Here is a 15022-nt window from a genome sequence, read left to right on the forward strand (position 1 = left end):
GCACGATGGCGGTGTGACCGCACCTCTGACACCGCCCCACCAGCCTGACCGGCCGTCGTCCTCGTCGGGTCCGCCCGCCCCGTACGCCTCGGCCTGGACGGACGACGCCCGCCTGGCGAAGCAGGCGGAGCTCCGGCGCGACCTGCGGGACGGCGCCGTGGTGGTCGCCGCGGTGACGGTGCTCGGGGTCGCGCTCGGACTGCTGTGGCTGTGGCTCGCGCCCCGGGTGCCGCTGGTCTCCAACGGGGACGCCGTCTTCCTGAGGAACAGCGAGGGCGAGGAGGCCATCGCGGCCGACGGAACGTTCGTCCTGATCGCCGTCGCGCTCGGCGCGCTGAGCGCCGCGGGCGTCTTCCTGTTCCGCCGCCGCGGAGGCATCGCCCTGGTGATCGCGCTCGCCGTGGGCGGGCTGCTCGCCTCCCTGCTCGGCTGGGGCATGGGCGTCTGGCTCGGCCCGTCCCAGGACGTGGTGGAGCACGCCCGCCGGGTGGGGGAGGGCGTCACCTTCGACGCCTACCTCCAGCTCCGGGCCAAGGGCGCGCTGCTGGCCTGGCCGCTCGCGGCGATGGCGGTGCACCTGGGGCTGACCGCCCTCTTCGCCCCGCGCGACCCGGAGCCCGTCCACGACCCGTACGCCACCCCGGCGTGGCCCCCGCGCGCTCCCTGACGCGCCGTACCGACGTCCCCGATCGCCCGTGTGTCAGGCGCGGGCGATCGGGGCGCGGACGGCGGAGGTGAGGGTGCGCAGCGCCTCGGCGGCGAGTTCGACCTCCAGGCCGCGCCGCCCCGCCGATACGCAGATCGTCTCGTGCTCCCAGGCCGACGCGTCCAGCACCGTCGGCAGCCGCTTGCGCTGGCCGAGCGGCGAGATGCCGCCCCGGACGTAGCCCGTGGTGCGCTCCGCCGCCGCCGGGTCCGCCATGGTGGCGCGCTTGCCGCCCACCGCCGAGGCGAGCGCCTTGAGGTCGAGCTGGCCCGCGACGGGCACGACGGCCACCGTCAGGGCGCCGTCGACATCGGCCACCAGGGTCTTGAAGACCCGGGCGGGCGGCACCCCGAGCGCCTCGGCGGCCTCCTCGCCGTACGACGGCGAGGCCGGGTCGTGGTCGTAGGAGTGCACGGTGAAGGGGGTGCCGGCCGCGGTCAGGGCCACCGTCGCCGGCGTGCCCCCGGCCTGCTTCTTCGGCTTCTTCGCCACCGCTGGTGATCCTCGCGTCAGTTGGGGTTCGTCGGCTGCCGGGTCAGCTCCACGGCCGGCAGCGAGGGCAGGTGCCGCAGCACCGCCGTCTCGGCGCGCAGCAGCTTCAGTTCCTCGCGCAGCCGCGTCGCCGTGTCGGGGGCCTGGAGCAGCCGCTGCTTGGCCGGCGTGTCGAGGATCGCCGCGGCGGCGACCAGATAGGACACCACCGAGGGGTCGTCCGGCAGGTCGGCGCCGGTCGCCATCGACCGCTCCCTGGCCCCCGCGAGCCGCTGCTGATAGCTGCGGAACGCGCGCAGCACGCCCTCCGCGAGTGCCGCCGCGCCGTCGCCGGGCTCCTCGGGGAGCTCCTCCAGCTCGGCGGTGAGGAAGGGGCCGCTCGCGTCCACGGACAGCAGCCTGACCCGGGTGGTGCCGGTCGCCAGGACCTCGAAACCGCCGTCGGGGCGCTCCCGGATGGTGGCCGCGTCCGCGACGCATCCCACCCGGTGGAAGGCCTGCACGGGGTCGGGCCCGAAGCCCGCCGCCGGGCCGCGGGCCACCACCGTGGTCGGGTCCGGCATGCCCGGCTCGGTCGGGGCGACCTCCCGTCCGTCGCGGATCGCGACGACGGCGAAGCGCCTCGGCTCCTCGTCCGCCGTCTTGAGCAGCTCGCGCATCATGGCGCGATAACGCTCCTCGAAGACGTTCAGAGGCAGCACGAGCCCGGGGAACAGCACCGAGTTCAGCGGGAAGAGCGGCAGGCGAGCGGTGGTCACAGCGGTCAAGCGTAATGGGCGGCGGACCGGCCCCCGACCCTGCGCAGCGGCATCGTGGACGCGACCTCGACGCGGACCCCGTCCCGGGCGCGCAGGAACTGGCCCAGCGGGTCGTCCGTCACCGAGGTCCACGGGAAGGAGGTCGCGTACGGGCCGATCCGCCGGAACTGCTCCAGCGCGTCGTTCCAGCGCCCCCGGGCCACCAGCACATGGGCGAGCACGTTGCGCACCTCGGCGGGCCACGGGTCGCCCCGCTCGTAGCCGGCGGACAGCTCGACGGCGAGGTCGGCCGCGCCGTCGATGCGGTCGTCCTGCACGGAGGTGGTCGGCTCGCCGGTGAGGAGCTGCGCGAACGCGGCCCGCACGGGCAGGGCGCGGACCAGGGAGCCCGGCAGCGCGTCCTCGGCCGCGCCCTCCGCGAAGTCGAAGCACTCCCGGTGCGATCCGTACCACTGCGCGGACAGGTACTGGAGCGCCGCCACATGGCAGCCGTAGTGGTGCGAGGACCGCCGCACCGCCTGCTCCCACAGCCGCTCGAACGCGGTGTGGGTGGCATGGGTCCCGCGCGCGTGGTCGAGCGCGAGGCGCCAGGGCACCGGGTCGCCCGGCTCCGCCGCCGCGGCGGCGTCGATCAGCGGGCCGACCTCGCGCAGCCGCTCGGCGCGGGCGGGCGACTCCCAGGCCCGGTCCACCGCGAGCTGCGCCTTCAGCAGCAGGGCGTCGGCGTCACGCGGCGACGCGGCGAGCCAGCCGGTGAGCCATTCGTCCCGGTTGCGGGCGAACGCGGCGAGCCGCGCCACATAGCGGTCGCGGTTCTCCCATTCGGCTGATTCCCGTGTGGTCGCGAGCAGCTCCGCCGCCGTGTCCCACTCGCCGGCGGCGGCCGCCACGAGCGCGGGGCCGAGGCGCTCGTCGGGTGCGTCGAGCAGTACCGCGTCGTCGGGAACGAGCCCCTGACGCGTGGCGGCGAGGTGGGGGGTATGCCGGATCATGCGCGCGAAGCGCATCGCGGCGTGCATCAATGACATGGTGCGGACCATTGAAAACCGCAGGTGAACGAGTGCGCCAGAGGCCCTGCTGTGAAGCTTTGGTGGTGGCGTGAAGGTTGCCCGCCGCTCGGTCAAGGGCGGGCAAAGAAGTGCGCGCTCGTGTTTCCGCGGCCTCAGCCGCGCCGCAGCAGCCGGGACGCCCCGGCCGCCACCGTGGTCGCCAGGATCCACCCGAGGAGCACCAGCACGGCCGCGGCCCACTGCCACCGTCCGTCCAGCCGCCAGTAGCCGTCCTGGCCGAGATTGATCACCGGGACGAGCAGATCGAGGGCGTAGAGGGCCGGATTCCAGACAGGGTGCTCCTCCTTCTTCATCGGCTCCGGTTCGACCGCGGCGAAGGCGAAGGTCCCCGCCGCCCACAGCACCGCCATCCACAGCGCCGCCCGCCCCGGCCGGTACCCGTAGGCCACCGTCCAGTCCTGGAGGTACCCCCAGAGCTTCGCCGCCAGCGGCAGCGTCTCGCGCCGGCGGCGCTGCTTGGCGAGCAGCACCTCGCGCGCGTCCGCGTCCTCGCCGCTGTTGCGCAGCACCGTGGCCAGCCGCTCGTACGGCTCCGGCGAGTACTCCGGCGTCGCCGACGCCACCCATTCCAGGCGGCGCGAGAGCGGGAACTCCTCGTGCGGCACGAGGTTCTCGTAGACGAAGCCGCCCATCGCCAGGCCGCCGGGCCCCGGCCAGCTCGACGCCCGGTCGATCAGCGTCACGACCTTGGCGCCGTTCAGCACCACCCGGCCCTCCTCGGGCCGCTCCGCGTGGAACCGCAGCTCGGGAGCGGTGATCCGGCGCAGCGACAGCTCCTCGCGCGGGCCGAGGACGAAGCGGGCTCCGTCCAGGTCGACCGAGTCGCCGAACCGACCGTCGTCCAGCCGCGCCCCGCCGTGGCACTCGAAGTTCTGGAGCCGCGACCCCCGCGCCAGGCCGCCCGCGTTGATGCCGAACGGGGGAGTGGCGCCCTGGTTGCCGGTCGCCTCGCTCACCCACGCCCCGTTCAGGTAGAGCGTCCGCTCCACGCTGAGCTGCGGCGCGTTGAGCGCGCGCCGGTCGCCGGCCGCGCGCAGCCGGGAGCCGCGCAGGCTCAGCGACACGCCCACCTTCGCGCCCCGCAGGCTGACCTCGCCGTAGGTCTCGATCAGCTCGGCCTGGAGGTCCTGGGCGACCGACAGTCCGTCCGCGGTGATGGCCCGGCCCCGCCTGTCGGGCCGTACGTGGATCTGGTTGATCAGCAGATCGGTGCCGATCTGCGCGTCGGTGAGGCGGATGCCGTGCTCCACCCGGCAGCGCGGCAGATGCAGGTCGCCCTCGGTGCGCAGCCGCGCCGCCTCGATCCGCGGCACGGCGCAGCTGATCAGCCGCAGGGTGGCGAAGTGCGCCTCCGGCATCAGCAGTTCGCTCTCGAAGCGGCAGCCGTTGAGCTCCACGTAGGGGGCGATGCTGCCGCCGGCCAGCTTGAGCGTGCCGGTGATCTGCAGGCCGCGGAGCTTGAGCGCCGCGACCCGGCCCGGTCTCGCCTCCGGGCCGTTCAGCAGGAGCCGCGCCACCACCCAGGCGCGGACGATTCGTTCGGGACCCCAGGGGAAAGGCGAGAAGGGATTGTTCTGCAAGGGGTCGGTGTCGCTGAGGTCGAATGTGCTGCCGTCCCGGAACGCGTTCCACATGGCTGCTTCGGCAGGGCTCACTCCGTCCGGAGGCCCGCCGTCCAGCGGCTCGGTCACTGCCGCCCTCCGCTTCCTTGGCTCGTACAGCTGTTCTTCCCGCTGAGTGACGGCCTGAACGCTAGTGGTGATGGTCGTCCCCCGGGAAACGGGGTGACTCGATCGAGCCGCCGTGAGGGACGGTGCGCCTGGGGCGGGCGGTTTCGTATCAGCCACTGATACGGAAAACGACCGCCCGCCCCGGTCTGCGAGAATTGACCCCGTGATCTCGCGAATCGACCTGCGCGGCGACGCCCTCCCCGAGGGTGGCGCTCTGCGCGACCTGCTGCCCCGTGCCGACTTCGACGTCGCGGCCGCCCTGGACAAGGTGCGGCCGATCTGCGAGGACGTGCATCATCGGGGCGACGCGGCGCTGATCGAGTACGCGAAGCGGTTCGACGGCGTCGAGCTGGACCGGGTCAAGGTCCCGGCCGCCGCCCTGACCAGGGCACTCGCCGAGCTCGACCCGGACGTACGGGCCGCTCTGGAGGAGTCGGTGCGGCGCGCCCGGATCGTGCACCGCGCCCAGCGCCGCAAGGACCACACCACCCAGGTCGTGCCCGGCGGCACCGTCACCGAGAAGTGGATCCCGGTCGACCGCGTCGGGCTCTACGCGCCCGGCGGCCGGTCCGTCTACCCCTCCTCCGTGATCATGAACGTGGTCCCGGCGCAGGAGGCCGGCGTCCCGTCCATCGCGCTCGCCTCCCCGGCCCAGCAGGAGTTCGGCGGCCTGCCGCACCCCACGATCCTCGCCGCCTGCGCCCTGCTCGGCGTCGACGAGGTGTACGCGGCCGGCGGCGCCACCGCCGTCGCGATGTTCGCGTACGGCACCGAGTCCTGCCCCCCGGCGAACATGGTGACCGGCCCCGGCAACATCTGGGTCGCCGCCGCCAAGCGGTACTTCACCGGCCGCATCGGCATCGACGCCGAGGCCGGCCCCACGGAGATCGCCGTCCTCGCCGACGACACCGCCGACCCGGCGCACGTCGCCGCCGACCTGATCAGCCAGGCCGAGCACGACCCGCTCGCCGCCGCCGTCCTGGTCACCGACTCCGAGGAGCTCGCCGAGGCCGTCGAGCGCGAGCTGGAGCCGCAGGTCGCCGCCACCAAGCACGTCGAGGACCGGATCAAGCCCGCCCTCGCCGGACGCCAGTCCGCGATCGTGCTCGTCTCCTCCGTGGAGGACGGCCTCAAGGTCGTCGACGCGTACGGCGCCGAGCACCTGGAGATCCAGACGGCCGACGCCGCGGGGATCGCCGCCCGGGTGCGCAACGCCGGCGCGGTCTTCGTCGGGCCGTGGTCCCCCGTCTCGCTGGGCGACTACGCGGCCGGCTCCAACCACGTCCTGCCGACCGGCGGCTGCGCCTGCCACTCCTCGGGCCTGTCCGTGCAGTCGTTCCTGCGCGGCGTCCACATCGTCGACTACACCCGCGACGCGCTCGCCGACGTCGCCCACCACGTGGTCACCCTGGCCGAGGCGGAGGACCTGCCGGCGCACGGCGCGGCCCTCAAGGCGCGCTTCGGCTGGAAGGTGCCGGTCCGGTGAGCGAGCGCGCATCCCTCGGCATCGACGACCTGCCGATCCGCGACGAGCTGCGCGGCAAGTCGCCCTACGGCGCCCCGCAGCTCGACGTCCCCGTCCGGCTGAACACCAACGAGAACCCCTACCCGCTGCCGGAGCCGCTCGTCGAGCGGATCGCCGAGCGGGTGCGCGAGGCCGCCCGGGGGCTCAACCGCTACCCCGACCGGGACGCGGTCGAGCTCCGCGAGGGCCTCGCCGCCTACCTCACCCGCACCACCGGCCACCCGGTCACCCGGGAGATGGTCTGGGCGGCCAACGGCTCCAACGAGGTCCTCCAGCAGCTCCTCCAGACCTTCGCCGGCCCGGGCCGGCTGGCGATCGGCTTCGAGCCCTCGTACTCCATGCACGGACTGATCGCCCGCGGCACCGGCACCGGCTGGATCTCCGGGCCGCGGCGCGCGGACTTCACCGTCGACACCGGCGCCGCCCGCGCCGCGATCGCCGAGCACCGCCCGCACGTCGTCTTCGTCACCTCGCCCAACAACCCCACCGGGACGGCCGTCGACGCGGACACCGTGACCGCGCTGTACGACGCGGCCCAGGCCGCCCGCCCCTCGCTGGTGGTCGTCGACGAGGCGTACGTGGAGTTCAGCCACCGCCCCTCGCTGCTGCCGCTGACCGAGGGCCGGCCCAACCTGGTGATCTCCCGCACCATGTCCAAGGCGTTCGGCGCCGCCGGACTGCGCCTCGGCTACCTGGCCGCCCACCCCACGGTGGTGGACGCCGTCCAGCTCGTGCGCCTGCCGTACCACCTCAGCGCCGTCACCCAGGCCACCGCCCTCGCCGCGCTGGAGCACACCGATACGCTGCTCGGGTACGTGGAGCAGCTCAAGACGGAGCGCGACCGGCTGGTCGCCGAGCTGCGCGCCACCGGCTACGAGGTCACCGACTCGGACGCCAACTTCGTGCAGTTCGGCCTCTTCGAGGACGCGCACGCGGTCTGGCGGCAGATCCTCGACCGGGGCGTCCTCGTCCGCGACAACGGCGTACCGGGCTGGCTGCGGGTCACCGCGGGCACCCCCGAAGAGAACGACGCGTTCCTCGACGCGGTTCGTGAGTTGAAGAAGGAGCAGAGCGCATGACGCGCGAGGGTCGTATCGGAAGGGTCGAGCGGACCACCAAGGAGACCTCGGTCGTCGTCGAGATCGATCTCGACGGCACCGGCAAGGTCGACGTCGCCACCGGCGTCGGCTTCTTCGACCACATGCTGGACCAGCTCGGCAGGCACGGTCTGTTCGACCTCACCGTCAAGACCGACGGCGACCTGCACATCGACACCCACCACACCATCGAGGACACCGCCCTCGCCCTCGGCGCCGCCTTCCGGCAGGCCCTCGGCGACAAGGTCGGCATCTACCGGTTCGGCAACTGCACCGTGCCGCTCGACGAGTCCCTCGCCCAGGTCACCGTCGACCTCTCCGGCCGCCCGTACCTCGTGCACACCGAGCCGGAGAACATGGCGCCCATGATCGGCGCCTACGACACGACGATGACCCGCCACATCTTCGAGTCCTTCGTCGCCCAGGCCCAGGTCGCGCTGCACATCCACGTCCCGTACGGCCGCAACGCCCACCACATCGTCGAGTGCCAGTTCAAGGCCCTCGCCCGGGCCCTGCGGTACGCGTCGGAGCGCGACCCCCGCGCCGCCGGCATCCTTCCCTCCACGAAGGGCGCGCTGTAATCCGATGACGGGCCTCTCCACCATCCTCATCGTCGTCGGGCTGTTCCTCGCCGGCGGCGTGTACTCCTTCTCCAAGCAGGGCATGCCCAAGGGCGTCATCGTGCTGCTCGCCGGTGCCTCGTTCATGTGTCTGCTCGCCGGTGTCCTGCGGATCCAGGGAATCTGGGGGTAGCGCCATGAGCGCAGCAGCCAAGAAGGTCGTCGTCTTCGACTACGGCTTCGGCAACGTCCGCTCCGCCGAGCGGGCCCTCGCCCGGGTCGGCGCCGACGTCGAGATCACCCGCGACTACGACACCGCCATGAACGCCGACGGACTGCTCGTCCCCGGCGTCGGCGCGTTCTCCGCCTGCATGGACGGACTGCGCAGGGCCCGCGGCGAGTGGGTCGTCGGCCGCCGGCTGGCCGGCGGGCGCCCCGTCATGGGCATCTGCGTCGGCATGCAGATCCTCTTCGCCCGCGGCATCGAGCACGGCGTCGAGACCGAGGGCCTCGACGAATGGCCGGGCACCGTCGGCCCGCTGAAGGCCCCCGTCGTGCCCCACATGGGCTGGAACACCGTCGAAGCCCCCGCGGACAGCGACCTGTTCGCCGGGGTCGGCGCCGACGAGCGCTTCTACTTCGTGCACTCCTACGCGGTGCACGACTGGGAGCTGGAGGTCACCAACCCCGCCATCCGCGCCCCCCGGGTCACCTGGGCGACGCACGGCGAGCCCTTCGTCGCCGCCGTCGAGAACGGCGCGCTGTGGGCCACCCAGTTCCACCCCGAGAAGTCCGGCGACGCCGGAGCCCAGCTCCTCACCAACTGGATCGGAACACTGTGAGCAGCACGCTTGAACTCCTCCCCGCCGTCGACGTCCGCGACGGCCAGGCCGTCCGCCTGGTGCACGGCGAGTCGGGCACCGAGACCTCCTACGGCTCCCCGCTGGAGGCCGCGCTCGCCTGGCAGCGCTCCGGCGCCGAGTGGCTGCACCTGGTCGACCTCGACGCCGCCTTCGGCACCGGCGACAACCGGGAGCTGATCGCCGAGGTGGCCGCCGCCATGGACATCAAGGTCGAGCTCTCCGGCGGCATCCGCGACGACGCCTCGCTGGCCGCCGCGCTCGCCACCGGCTGCCGCCGCGTCAACCTCGGCACCGCCGCGCTGGAGACCCCCGAGTGGGTCGCCAAGGTCATCGCCGAGCACGGCGACCGGATCGCCGTCGGCCTCGACGTCCGCGGCACCACGCTGCGCGGACGCGGCTGGACCCGCGACGGCGGCGACCTCTACGAGACCCTCGCCCGGCTCGACTCCGAGGGCTGCGCCCGCTACGTCGTCACCGACATCGCCAAGGACGGCACCCTCCAGGGCCCCAACCTGGAGCTCCTGAAGAACGTCTGCGCGGCCACCGACAAGCCCGTCGTCGCCTCCGGCGGCGTCTCCTCCCTGGACGACCTGCGCGCCCTCTCGGGCCTGGTCCCGGTGGGCGTCGAGGGCGCCATCGTGGGCAAGGCCCTGTACGCGAAGGCGTTCACCCTGGAGGAGGCACTCGCGGCGGTGGCGGTATGAGCCGCGCCGTGCGCCGCGTCGGCTCGGGCGGCCCGTGGGAGGAGGCCTTCGGCTACTCCCGCGCCGTCGAACTGCCGAACGGCCTGGTCCTGGTGGCCGGCTGCACCTCCGTCGTCGACGGCGAGATCGCCGCGGGCAGCCCGTACGAGCAGACCCTCACCGCGTTCGGCGTCGCCGTCGACGCGCTGAAGCAGCTCGGGCTCGGCGCGGCCGACGTGGTGCGCACCCGGATGTACATCACCCACGCCCGTGACGCCGAGGACGTGGGCCGGGCCCACAAGGAGCTCTTCGGCGAGGCGCGGCCCGCGGCCTCGATGATCGTCGTCTCCGGCTTCGTCGACCCCTCGCTCGTGGTCGAGGTCGAGGTCGAGGCGTACCGTCCCGCCGGAGGTGACGCATGACCGTCGCGGTACGCGTCATCCCCTGCCTGGACGTCGACGCCGGACGCGTCGTCAAGGGCGTCAACTTCCAGAACCTGCGCGACGCCGGTGACCCGGTCGAGATGGCCAAGCTCTACGACGCCGAGGGCGCCGACGAACTGACCTTCCTCGACATCACCGCCTCCTCCGGCAACCGGGAGACCACCTACGACGTGGTGCGCCGCACCGCGGAGCAGGTCTTCATCCCCCTGACCGTGGGCGGCGGCGTGCGCTCCGCCGACGACGTCGACCGGCTGCTGCGGGCGGGCGCCGACAAGGTCGGCGTCAACACCGCGGCGATCGAACGCCCGGAGCTGATCCGCGAGATCGCCGAACGCTTCGGCCGCCAGGTGCTGGTGCTCTCCGTCGACGCCCGGCGCACCCCGTCCGGCACCTTCGAGGTCACCACCCACGGCGGCCGCCGGGGCACCGGCACCGACGCCGTCGAGTGGGCGCACCGCGCGGCCGAGCTCGGCGCCGGCGAGATCCTGCTCAACTCGATGGACGCCGACGGCACCAAGGACGGCTACGACACCGAGATGATCGCCGCCGTGCGCACGCACGTGTCGGTCCCCGTGATCGCCTCCGGCGGCGCGGGCCGCCTCGCCGACTTCCCGCCCGCGGTCGCCGCGGGCGCGGACGCGGTCCTCGCCGCGTCGGTCTTCCACTTCGGCGACCTGCGCATCGGCCAGGTCAAGGACACCCTCCGCGAAGCCGGCCACCCGGTCCGCTGACCCCGGCCCACCCGCCCCCGCCCCGGTCCGCCCGGGCGGGGGCGTCGCCTTGCGGGCGCGGGGCCGCGCGCCCGCAGGCGCGGGCGGCCGCGGCGGGTGGGAGGCGGTCCCGTACATTCGTGCGGGGTCGCCGCCGCACGGCCCGCTCCGGGGCGCGCGCCCCGCGCCGCCCCCGTTCCCCCTGTTTCCGTTCCGAGAGGCCCCACCGCTGTGCCCGCCGATGTGGGGCTGCCCGCCCATCGTGATCCCCAGGTGCTGCGCTGGCTCGGTGCGTACGGACTGTCGGCCACCGGCGACAGCGTCTACCACGTCGCCCTGACCTGGGCCGCCACCCGCGGCGGCAGCGCCGCCGAGGCGGGGGCCGTGCTGGCGGCGGGGGCCGTCCCGCGGGCGCTGCTCATGCTGGGCGGCGGCGTGCTCGCCGACCGGGTCGGGCCCCGGACGGTGGTCGTCGTCAGCGACACCGCCCGCTGCCTGGTCGTGCTGGGCCTCGCCGCCCTGCTGTGGCTGGCCACGCCGGGACTGTGGGTGCTGGCGGCGGTCGCCGTCGTGTTCGGCGTCCTCGACGCCGTCTTCATGCCGGCGGTCGGCGCGCTGCCCCCGCGCATCGCGTCCCGCGGCCAGCTCGCCCGGGTCCAGGGGCTGCGCGGTCTCGCCGGCCGCGGGGCGACCGTCGCCGGAGCCCCGCTCGGCGGGGCGGCCACCGCCCTGTCCGGCGCACCCGCGGCGTTCGCCGCCGCGGCGGCCCTCTTCGCGCTCTCGCTCCCGCTGCTGCTCACCCTCCGCATCGCCCCGCTCCCGCCGCCGGATACGGCCCCGCCCCCCGGGCCGGCCCGTACCGGTCGCCTGAAGCGCCTGGCAGGGGACCTGGGGGACGGGCTGCGCCATGTGCGCGGTCACCGGGTGCTCGGCCCGCTGATCGTGGTCATCGCCGTCAGCGACCTCGGCTTCGTCGGCCCGCTCGGCGTCGGCCTCGCCCTGCTCGCCGAGGCCCGCGGCTGGGGCGCCCCGGGACTCGGCTGGCTGCTCGCCGGCTTCGCCGCCGGATCGGCCGCGGCCTCCCTGCTGCTGGCCGTCCGGGGCCGGATACCGAGGGCCGGGCTCGTCATGGGTCTGGCGCTGGTCACCGGCTCCGCCGCGATCGCCGCGCTCGCCCTCGTGCCCGGCCTCCCCGCCGCCGTGGCCGTCGCGGCCCTGGTCGGCGTGCTGACCGGGGTCAGCGGCTCACTCTGCGGTGCCCTGCTCCAGACCGCGTCGGACCCCGCCCACCTGGGCCGGGTCACCTCGCTGGCGACCTTCGTCAGCCTCGGCCTCGCGCCGCTGAGCTTCCCGCTCACCGGCGCCGCCGTCGGCCTGTGGGGCACCACCCCCGTCTTCGCGGTCAGCGCCCTGGTGTGCGCGGCGGGGGCGGTGTACGGCCTCTGCTCGGCGCACCTGCGCCGGGCGGAGCTCCCGCACTGACCGCCCCCGATCCGCCACCGGGTCTTCCGGAAGCGTCCCGGCGCGGCGAACCACCTCGCAGGACGGGCCCCTCCCGGGGAAGCCGGGGAGCCCTGGGGCGCGCCCGGCCGGGCGGGGGCCGCCGGATCCGCCGCGCCCACCCGGGAAGCCCCGGGCCCTCGCCCCGGCCGGTGCGCCAGGCTGTCCCGGGGCCGCCCGGCGGGGGAGCCCGCACCCCGACCGGGCCGGAGGGCCTACACCCCGAGCCGCGCCGTGCGCACCCGTGCGATCGCGTCCTTGTCGCCCTCCAGGTCCACCCGGGCGGCGTCCTGCCTGCCGAACGCGAACAGCGTCAGCTCGCCCGGCTGACCCGTCACCGTCACCACCGGCGCCCCCCGGTGCGCCACCACCGTCTGACCGTCGGGCCTGCGCAGCACCACGCCGAGCGGGGCCCGCCGGCCCAGCAGCCGCGCGCCCTTCTCCAGCCGCGACCAGAGCACGTTCTCGAAGACCGGGTCCAGGTCACGCGGGGTCCAGTCCGGCTGCGCCCGGCGCACGTCCTCGGCGTGCACGAAGAACTCGATCGTGTTCGCCGCCTCGTCGATCTGCTTGAGGGAGTACGGCGACATCCGGGGCGGGCCGCTGCGGATCATCCGCAGCAGCTCCTCGTACGGCTGGGCCGCGAACTCGGCCTGGATCCGCTCCGCCCGGTCCGCGAGGGCCTTCAGCAGCACCCCGCCCGCCGCGTCGGGCCGCCGCTCCCGCATCACGACGTGCGCGGCGAGATCACGCGCCGTCCAGCCGTGGCACAGGGTCGAGGCATCCGGGCCCGCCGCCTCCAACAGGTCGGCGAGCAGAAGTCGTTCACGCTTGGCATGGGTCGACATGCCCGCCAGCGTACGGGGCCCCGCGACCGGGCGCCCGGTGTGAGGGGCCCCGATCCGGGGCGCGCGCGCCGGTCCGACGGCCCTGGGCGGCACACCGTGCGCGCGCTCCCGCCACCCGGTCCGGCCCGTGGACGCCCGTCCGCCGGGCCGGTGCGACACGGCACAATGGCCGGCATGACCAGCAGCGTCCCGCCGAGCTCCCTCGACCCCGCCGTCGCCGCCCGCCTCAAGCGCAGCGCCGACGGCCTCGTGCCCGCCATCGCCCAGCAGTACGACACCGGCGAGGTGCTCATGCTCGGGTGGATGGACGACGAGGCGCTGCACCGCACCCTGACGACCGGCCGCTGCACCTACTGGTCCCGCAGCCGCGGCGAGTACTGGGTGAAGGGCGACACCTCCGGCCACGTCCAGCACGTCAAGTCCGTCGCCCTGGACTGCGACGCCGACACCCTGCTGGTGAAGGTCGACCAGGTCGGCGCGGCCTGCCACACGGGGGCCCGCACCTGTTTCGACGCCGACGTGCTCCTGGACAAGTAGGGTCTGCCGCCATGGATCTCGAGACCTTCCGCAAGCTGGCGGCGGACCGCCGCGTCATCCCCGTCGGCCGCCGGCTGCTCGCGGACGGCGACACGCCCGTCGGCCTGTACCGCAAGCTCGCCGCCGAACGCCCCGGCACCTTCCTCCTCGAATCCGCGGAGAACGGCCGCTCCTGGTCGCGCTACTCCTTCATCGGCGTGCGCTCCGACGCCACGCTGACCGCCCGCGACGGCGAGGCCCACTGGATCGGCACCCCGCCCGTCGGCGTGCCCACCGCCGGGGACCCGCTGGTCGCGCTGCGGGAGACCGTCGAGGCCCTGCACACCACGCGGGACCTGGCCGCCGGCATGCCCCCGTTCACCGGCGGCATGGTCGGCTACCTCGGCTACGACATCGTCCGCCGCCTGGAGCGCATCGGCCCCGGCGAGCGCGACGACCTCCGCCTCCCCGAGCTGACCATGCTGCTCACCTCGGACCTCGCGGTGCTCGACCACTGGGACGGGACGGTCCTGCTGATCGCCAACGCGATCAACCACAACGACCTCGACACCGGCGTCGACGAGGCGTACGCGGGCGCCGTCGCCCGCCTCGACGCCATGGAGGCCGACCTCTCCCGGCCGCTCGCCTCGGCGCCCGCCGTCCTGCCGCCCTCCGAACTGCCGGAGTTCTCCGCCCTGTGGGGCGGCCCGGACTACCAGGCGGCCGTCGAGGACATCAAGGAGCGCATCCGCGCGGGCGAGGCCTTCCAGGTCGTCCCCTCGCAGCGCTTCGAGACACCGTGCGCGGCGAGCGCGCTGGACGTCTACCGGGTGCTGCGGGCCACCAACCCCTCCCCGTACATGTACCTCTTCCGCTTCGACGGCTTCGACGTCGTCGGCTCCAGCCCCGAGGCGCTGGTCAAGGTGGAGGACGGCCGGGCCATGGTGCACCCCATCGCGGGCACCCGGCCGCGCGGCGCGAGCCCTCAGGAGGACCACGACCTCGCCGAGGAACTGCTGGCCGACCCCAAGGAGCGCGCCGAGCACCTGATGCTCGTCGACCTCGGCCGCAACGACCTGGGCCGGGTCTGCGCGCCCGGCAGCGTCGAGGTGGTCGACTTCATGTCGATCGAGCGCTACTCCCATGTGATGCACATCGTCTCCACCGTCACCGGCCGGGTCGCCGAGGGCCGCACCGCCTTCGACGTGCTCACCGCCTGCTTCCCCGCCGGCACCCTCTCGGGCGCGCCCAAGCCGCGGGCCATGCAGATCATCGACGAACTCGAACCCTCGCGGCGCGGCCTGTACGGCGGGGCCGTCGGCTACCTGGACTTCGCCGGAGACTCCGACACCGCCATCGCCATCCGCACCGCGGTCCTCCGCGACGGCACCGCCTACGTCCAGGCGGGCGCGGGCGTGGTCGCCGACTCCGACCCGGTCGCCGAGGACACCGAGTGCCGGAACAAGGCCGCCGCGGTGCTCCGTGCCGTCCACACGGCCAACCGGCTGAACGGCTGACCGG

General features: G+C 74.4%; 17 protein-coding genes. 12 read left to right on the forward strand and 5 right to left on the reverse strand.

The genetic code is table 11. The annotated features are described in order from the left end of the window. Positions 1–13: 13 nt before the first annotated feature. Positions 14–667, forward strand: coding sequence for an ABC transporter permease (locus tag JE024_RS26025; RefSeq protein ID WP_205375910.1), 654 nt, complete (start codon positions 14–16; stop codon positions 665–667). A 33-nt stretch (positions 668–700) separates the two neighbouring features. On the opposite strand, the gene ybaK is transcribed toward JE024_RS26025, so the two are convergent. From ybaK to JE024_RS26045, 4 genes are all read right to left on the reverse strand, one after another. Beyond that, complete coding sequence (gene ybaK / locus JE024_RS26030) at positions 701–1198, reverse strand: Cys-tRNA(Pro) deacylase (protein ID WP_205375911.1); 498 nt, start codon at positions 1196–1198, stop codon at positions 701–703. Between the two features lie 17 nt (positions 1199–1215). Then, positions 1216–1956 (reverse strand): LON peptidase substrate-binding domain-containing protein, encoded by a 741-nt coding sequence (locus JE024_RS26035; protein WP_205375912.1) that lies wholly within the window; start codon positions 1954–1956, stop codon positions 1216–1218. A 5-nt stretch (positions 1957–1961) separates the two neighbouring features. Further along, positions 1962–2996 carry a hypothetical protein gene (locus tag JE024_RS26040; RefSeq protein WP_205375913.1) on the reverse strand — a complete coding sequence of 345 codons (1035 nt, stop codon included), beginning with the start codon at positions 2994–2996 and terminating at the stop codon, positions 1962–1964. 122 nt (positions 2997–3118) lie between these two features. After that, positions 3119–4717, reverse strand: a complete 1599-nt coding sequence (locus tag JE024_RS26045) for an oxidoreductase (protein WP_205375914.1) — start codon at positions 4715–4717, stop codon at positions 3119–3121. A gap of 202 nt (positions 4718–4919) precedes the next feature. Here JE024_RS26045 and hisD point away from each other — a divergent pair, with 202 nt between their 5' ends. The 9 genes from hisD to JE024_RS26090 all read left to right on the forward strand — a co-directional run bounded on the left by hisD (position 4920) and on the right by JE024_RS26090 (position 12119). Beyond that, positions 4920–6242, forward strand: coding sequence for a histidinol dehydrogenase (hisD, locus tag JE024_RS26050; RefSeq protein ID WP_205375915.1), 1323 nt, complete (start codon positions 4920–4922; stop codon positions 6240–6242). Beyond that, positions 6239–7360 carry a histidinol-phosphate transaminase gene (locus JE024_RS26055; RefSeq protein ID WP_205375916.1) on the forward strand — a complete coding sequence of 374 codons (1122 nt, stop codon included), beginning with the start codon at positions 6239–6241 and terminating at the stop codon, positions 7358–7360. The genes hisD and JE024_RS26055 overlap by 4 nt, the downstream gene beginning before the upstream one ends. Further along, positions 7357–7959: an imidazoleglycerol-phosphate dehydratase HisB gene (hisB, locus tag JE024_RS26060; RefSeq protein WP_205375917.1), complete on the forward strand. Its 603-nt coding sequence runs from the start codon at positions 7357–7359 to the stop codon at positions 7957–7959. The genes JE024_RS26055 and hisB overlap by 4 nt, the downstream gene beginning before the upstream one ends. Positions 7960–7963: 4 nt before the next feature. Continuing rightward, positions 7964–8131 (forward strand): CG2302 family histidine operon protein, encoded by a 168-nt coding sequence (locus tag JE024_RS26065; RefSeq protein WP_187283383.1) that lies wholly within the window; start codon positions 7964–7966, stop codon positions 8129–8131. A 4-nt stretch (positions 8132–8135) separates the two neighbouring features. After that, positions 8136–8780, forward strand: coding sequence for an imidazole glycerol phosphate synthase subunit HisH (hisH, locus tag JE024_RS26070; protein ID WP_205375918.1), 645 nt, complete (start codon positions 8136–8138; stop codon positions 8778–8780). After that, complete coding sequence (gene priA, locus JE024_RS26075) at positions 8777–9505, forward strand: bifunctional 1-(5-phosphoribosyl)-5-((5-phosphoribosylamino)methylideneamino)imidazole-4-carboxamide isomerase/phosphoribosylanthranilate isomerase PriA (protein WP_205375919.1); 729 nt, start codon at positions 8777–8779, stop codon at positions 9503–9505. The genes hisH and priA overlap by 4 nt, the downstream gene beginning before the upstream one ends. Beyond that, a complete protein-coding gene (locus tag JE024_RS26080; RefSeq protein ID WP_205375920.1) occupies positions 9502–9906 on the forward strand; it encodes a RidA family protein in 405 nt (134 codons plus the stop codon). Before priA ends, JE024_RS26080 begins: the two co-directional genes overlap by 4 nt. Next, entirely contained in the window at positions 9903–10658 is a 756-nt protein-coding gene (hisF, locus tag JE024_RS26085) for an imidazole glycerol phosphate synthase subunit HisF (protein WP_205375921.1), read from the forward strand. The genes JE024_RS26080 and hisF overlap by 4 nt, the downstream gene beginning before the upstream one ends. A 210-nt stretch (positions 10659–10868) precedes the next feature. Then, complete coding sequence (locus tag JE024_RS26090) at positions 10869–12119, forward strand: MFS transporter (protein ID WP_244883077.1); 1251 nt, start codon at positions 10869–10871, stop codon at positions 12117–12119. Between the two features lie 233 nt (positions 12120–12352). On the opposite strand, the gene JE024_RS26095 is transcribed toward JE024_RS26090, so the two are convergent. Continuing rightward, a complete protein-coding gene (locus JE024_RS26095; protein WP_205375922.1) occupies positions 12353–12985 on the reverse strand; it encodes a TIGR03085 family metal-binding protein in 633 nt (210 codons plus the stop codon). 165 nt (positions 12986–13150) lie between these two features. Between JE024_RS26095 and hisI the strand changes: the two genes are divergently transcribed. Further along, positions 13151–13522: a phosphoribosyl-AMP cyclohydrolase gene (gene hisI, locus JE024_RS26100; protein WP_244883224.1), complete on the forward strand. Its 372-nt coding sequence runs from the start codon at positions 13151–13153 to the stop codon at positions 13520–13522. Positions 13523–13533: 11 nt separating this feature from the next. Beyond that, positions 13534–15018, forward strand: a complete 1485-nt coding sequence (locus JE024_RS26105) for an anthranilate synthase component I (RefSeq protein ID WP_205375924.1) — start codon at positions 13534–13536, stop codon at positions 15016–15018. Positions 15019–15022: the final 4 nt, after the last annotated feature.

The organism is Streptomyces zhihengii (assembly GCF_016919245.1).
Taxonomy (GTDB): Bacteria; Actinomycetota; Actinomycetes; order Streptomycetales; family Streptomycetaceae; genus Streptomyces; species Streptomyces zhihengii.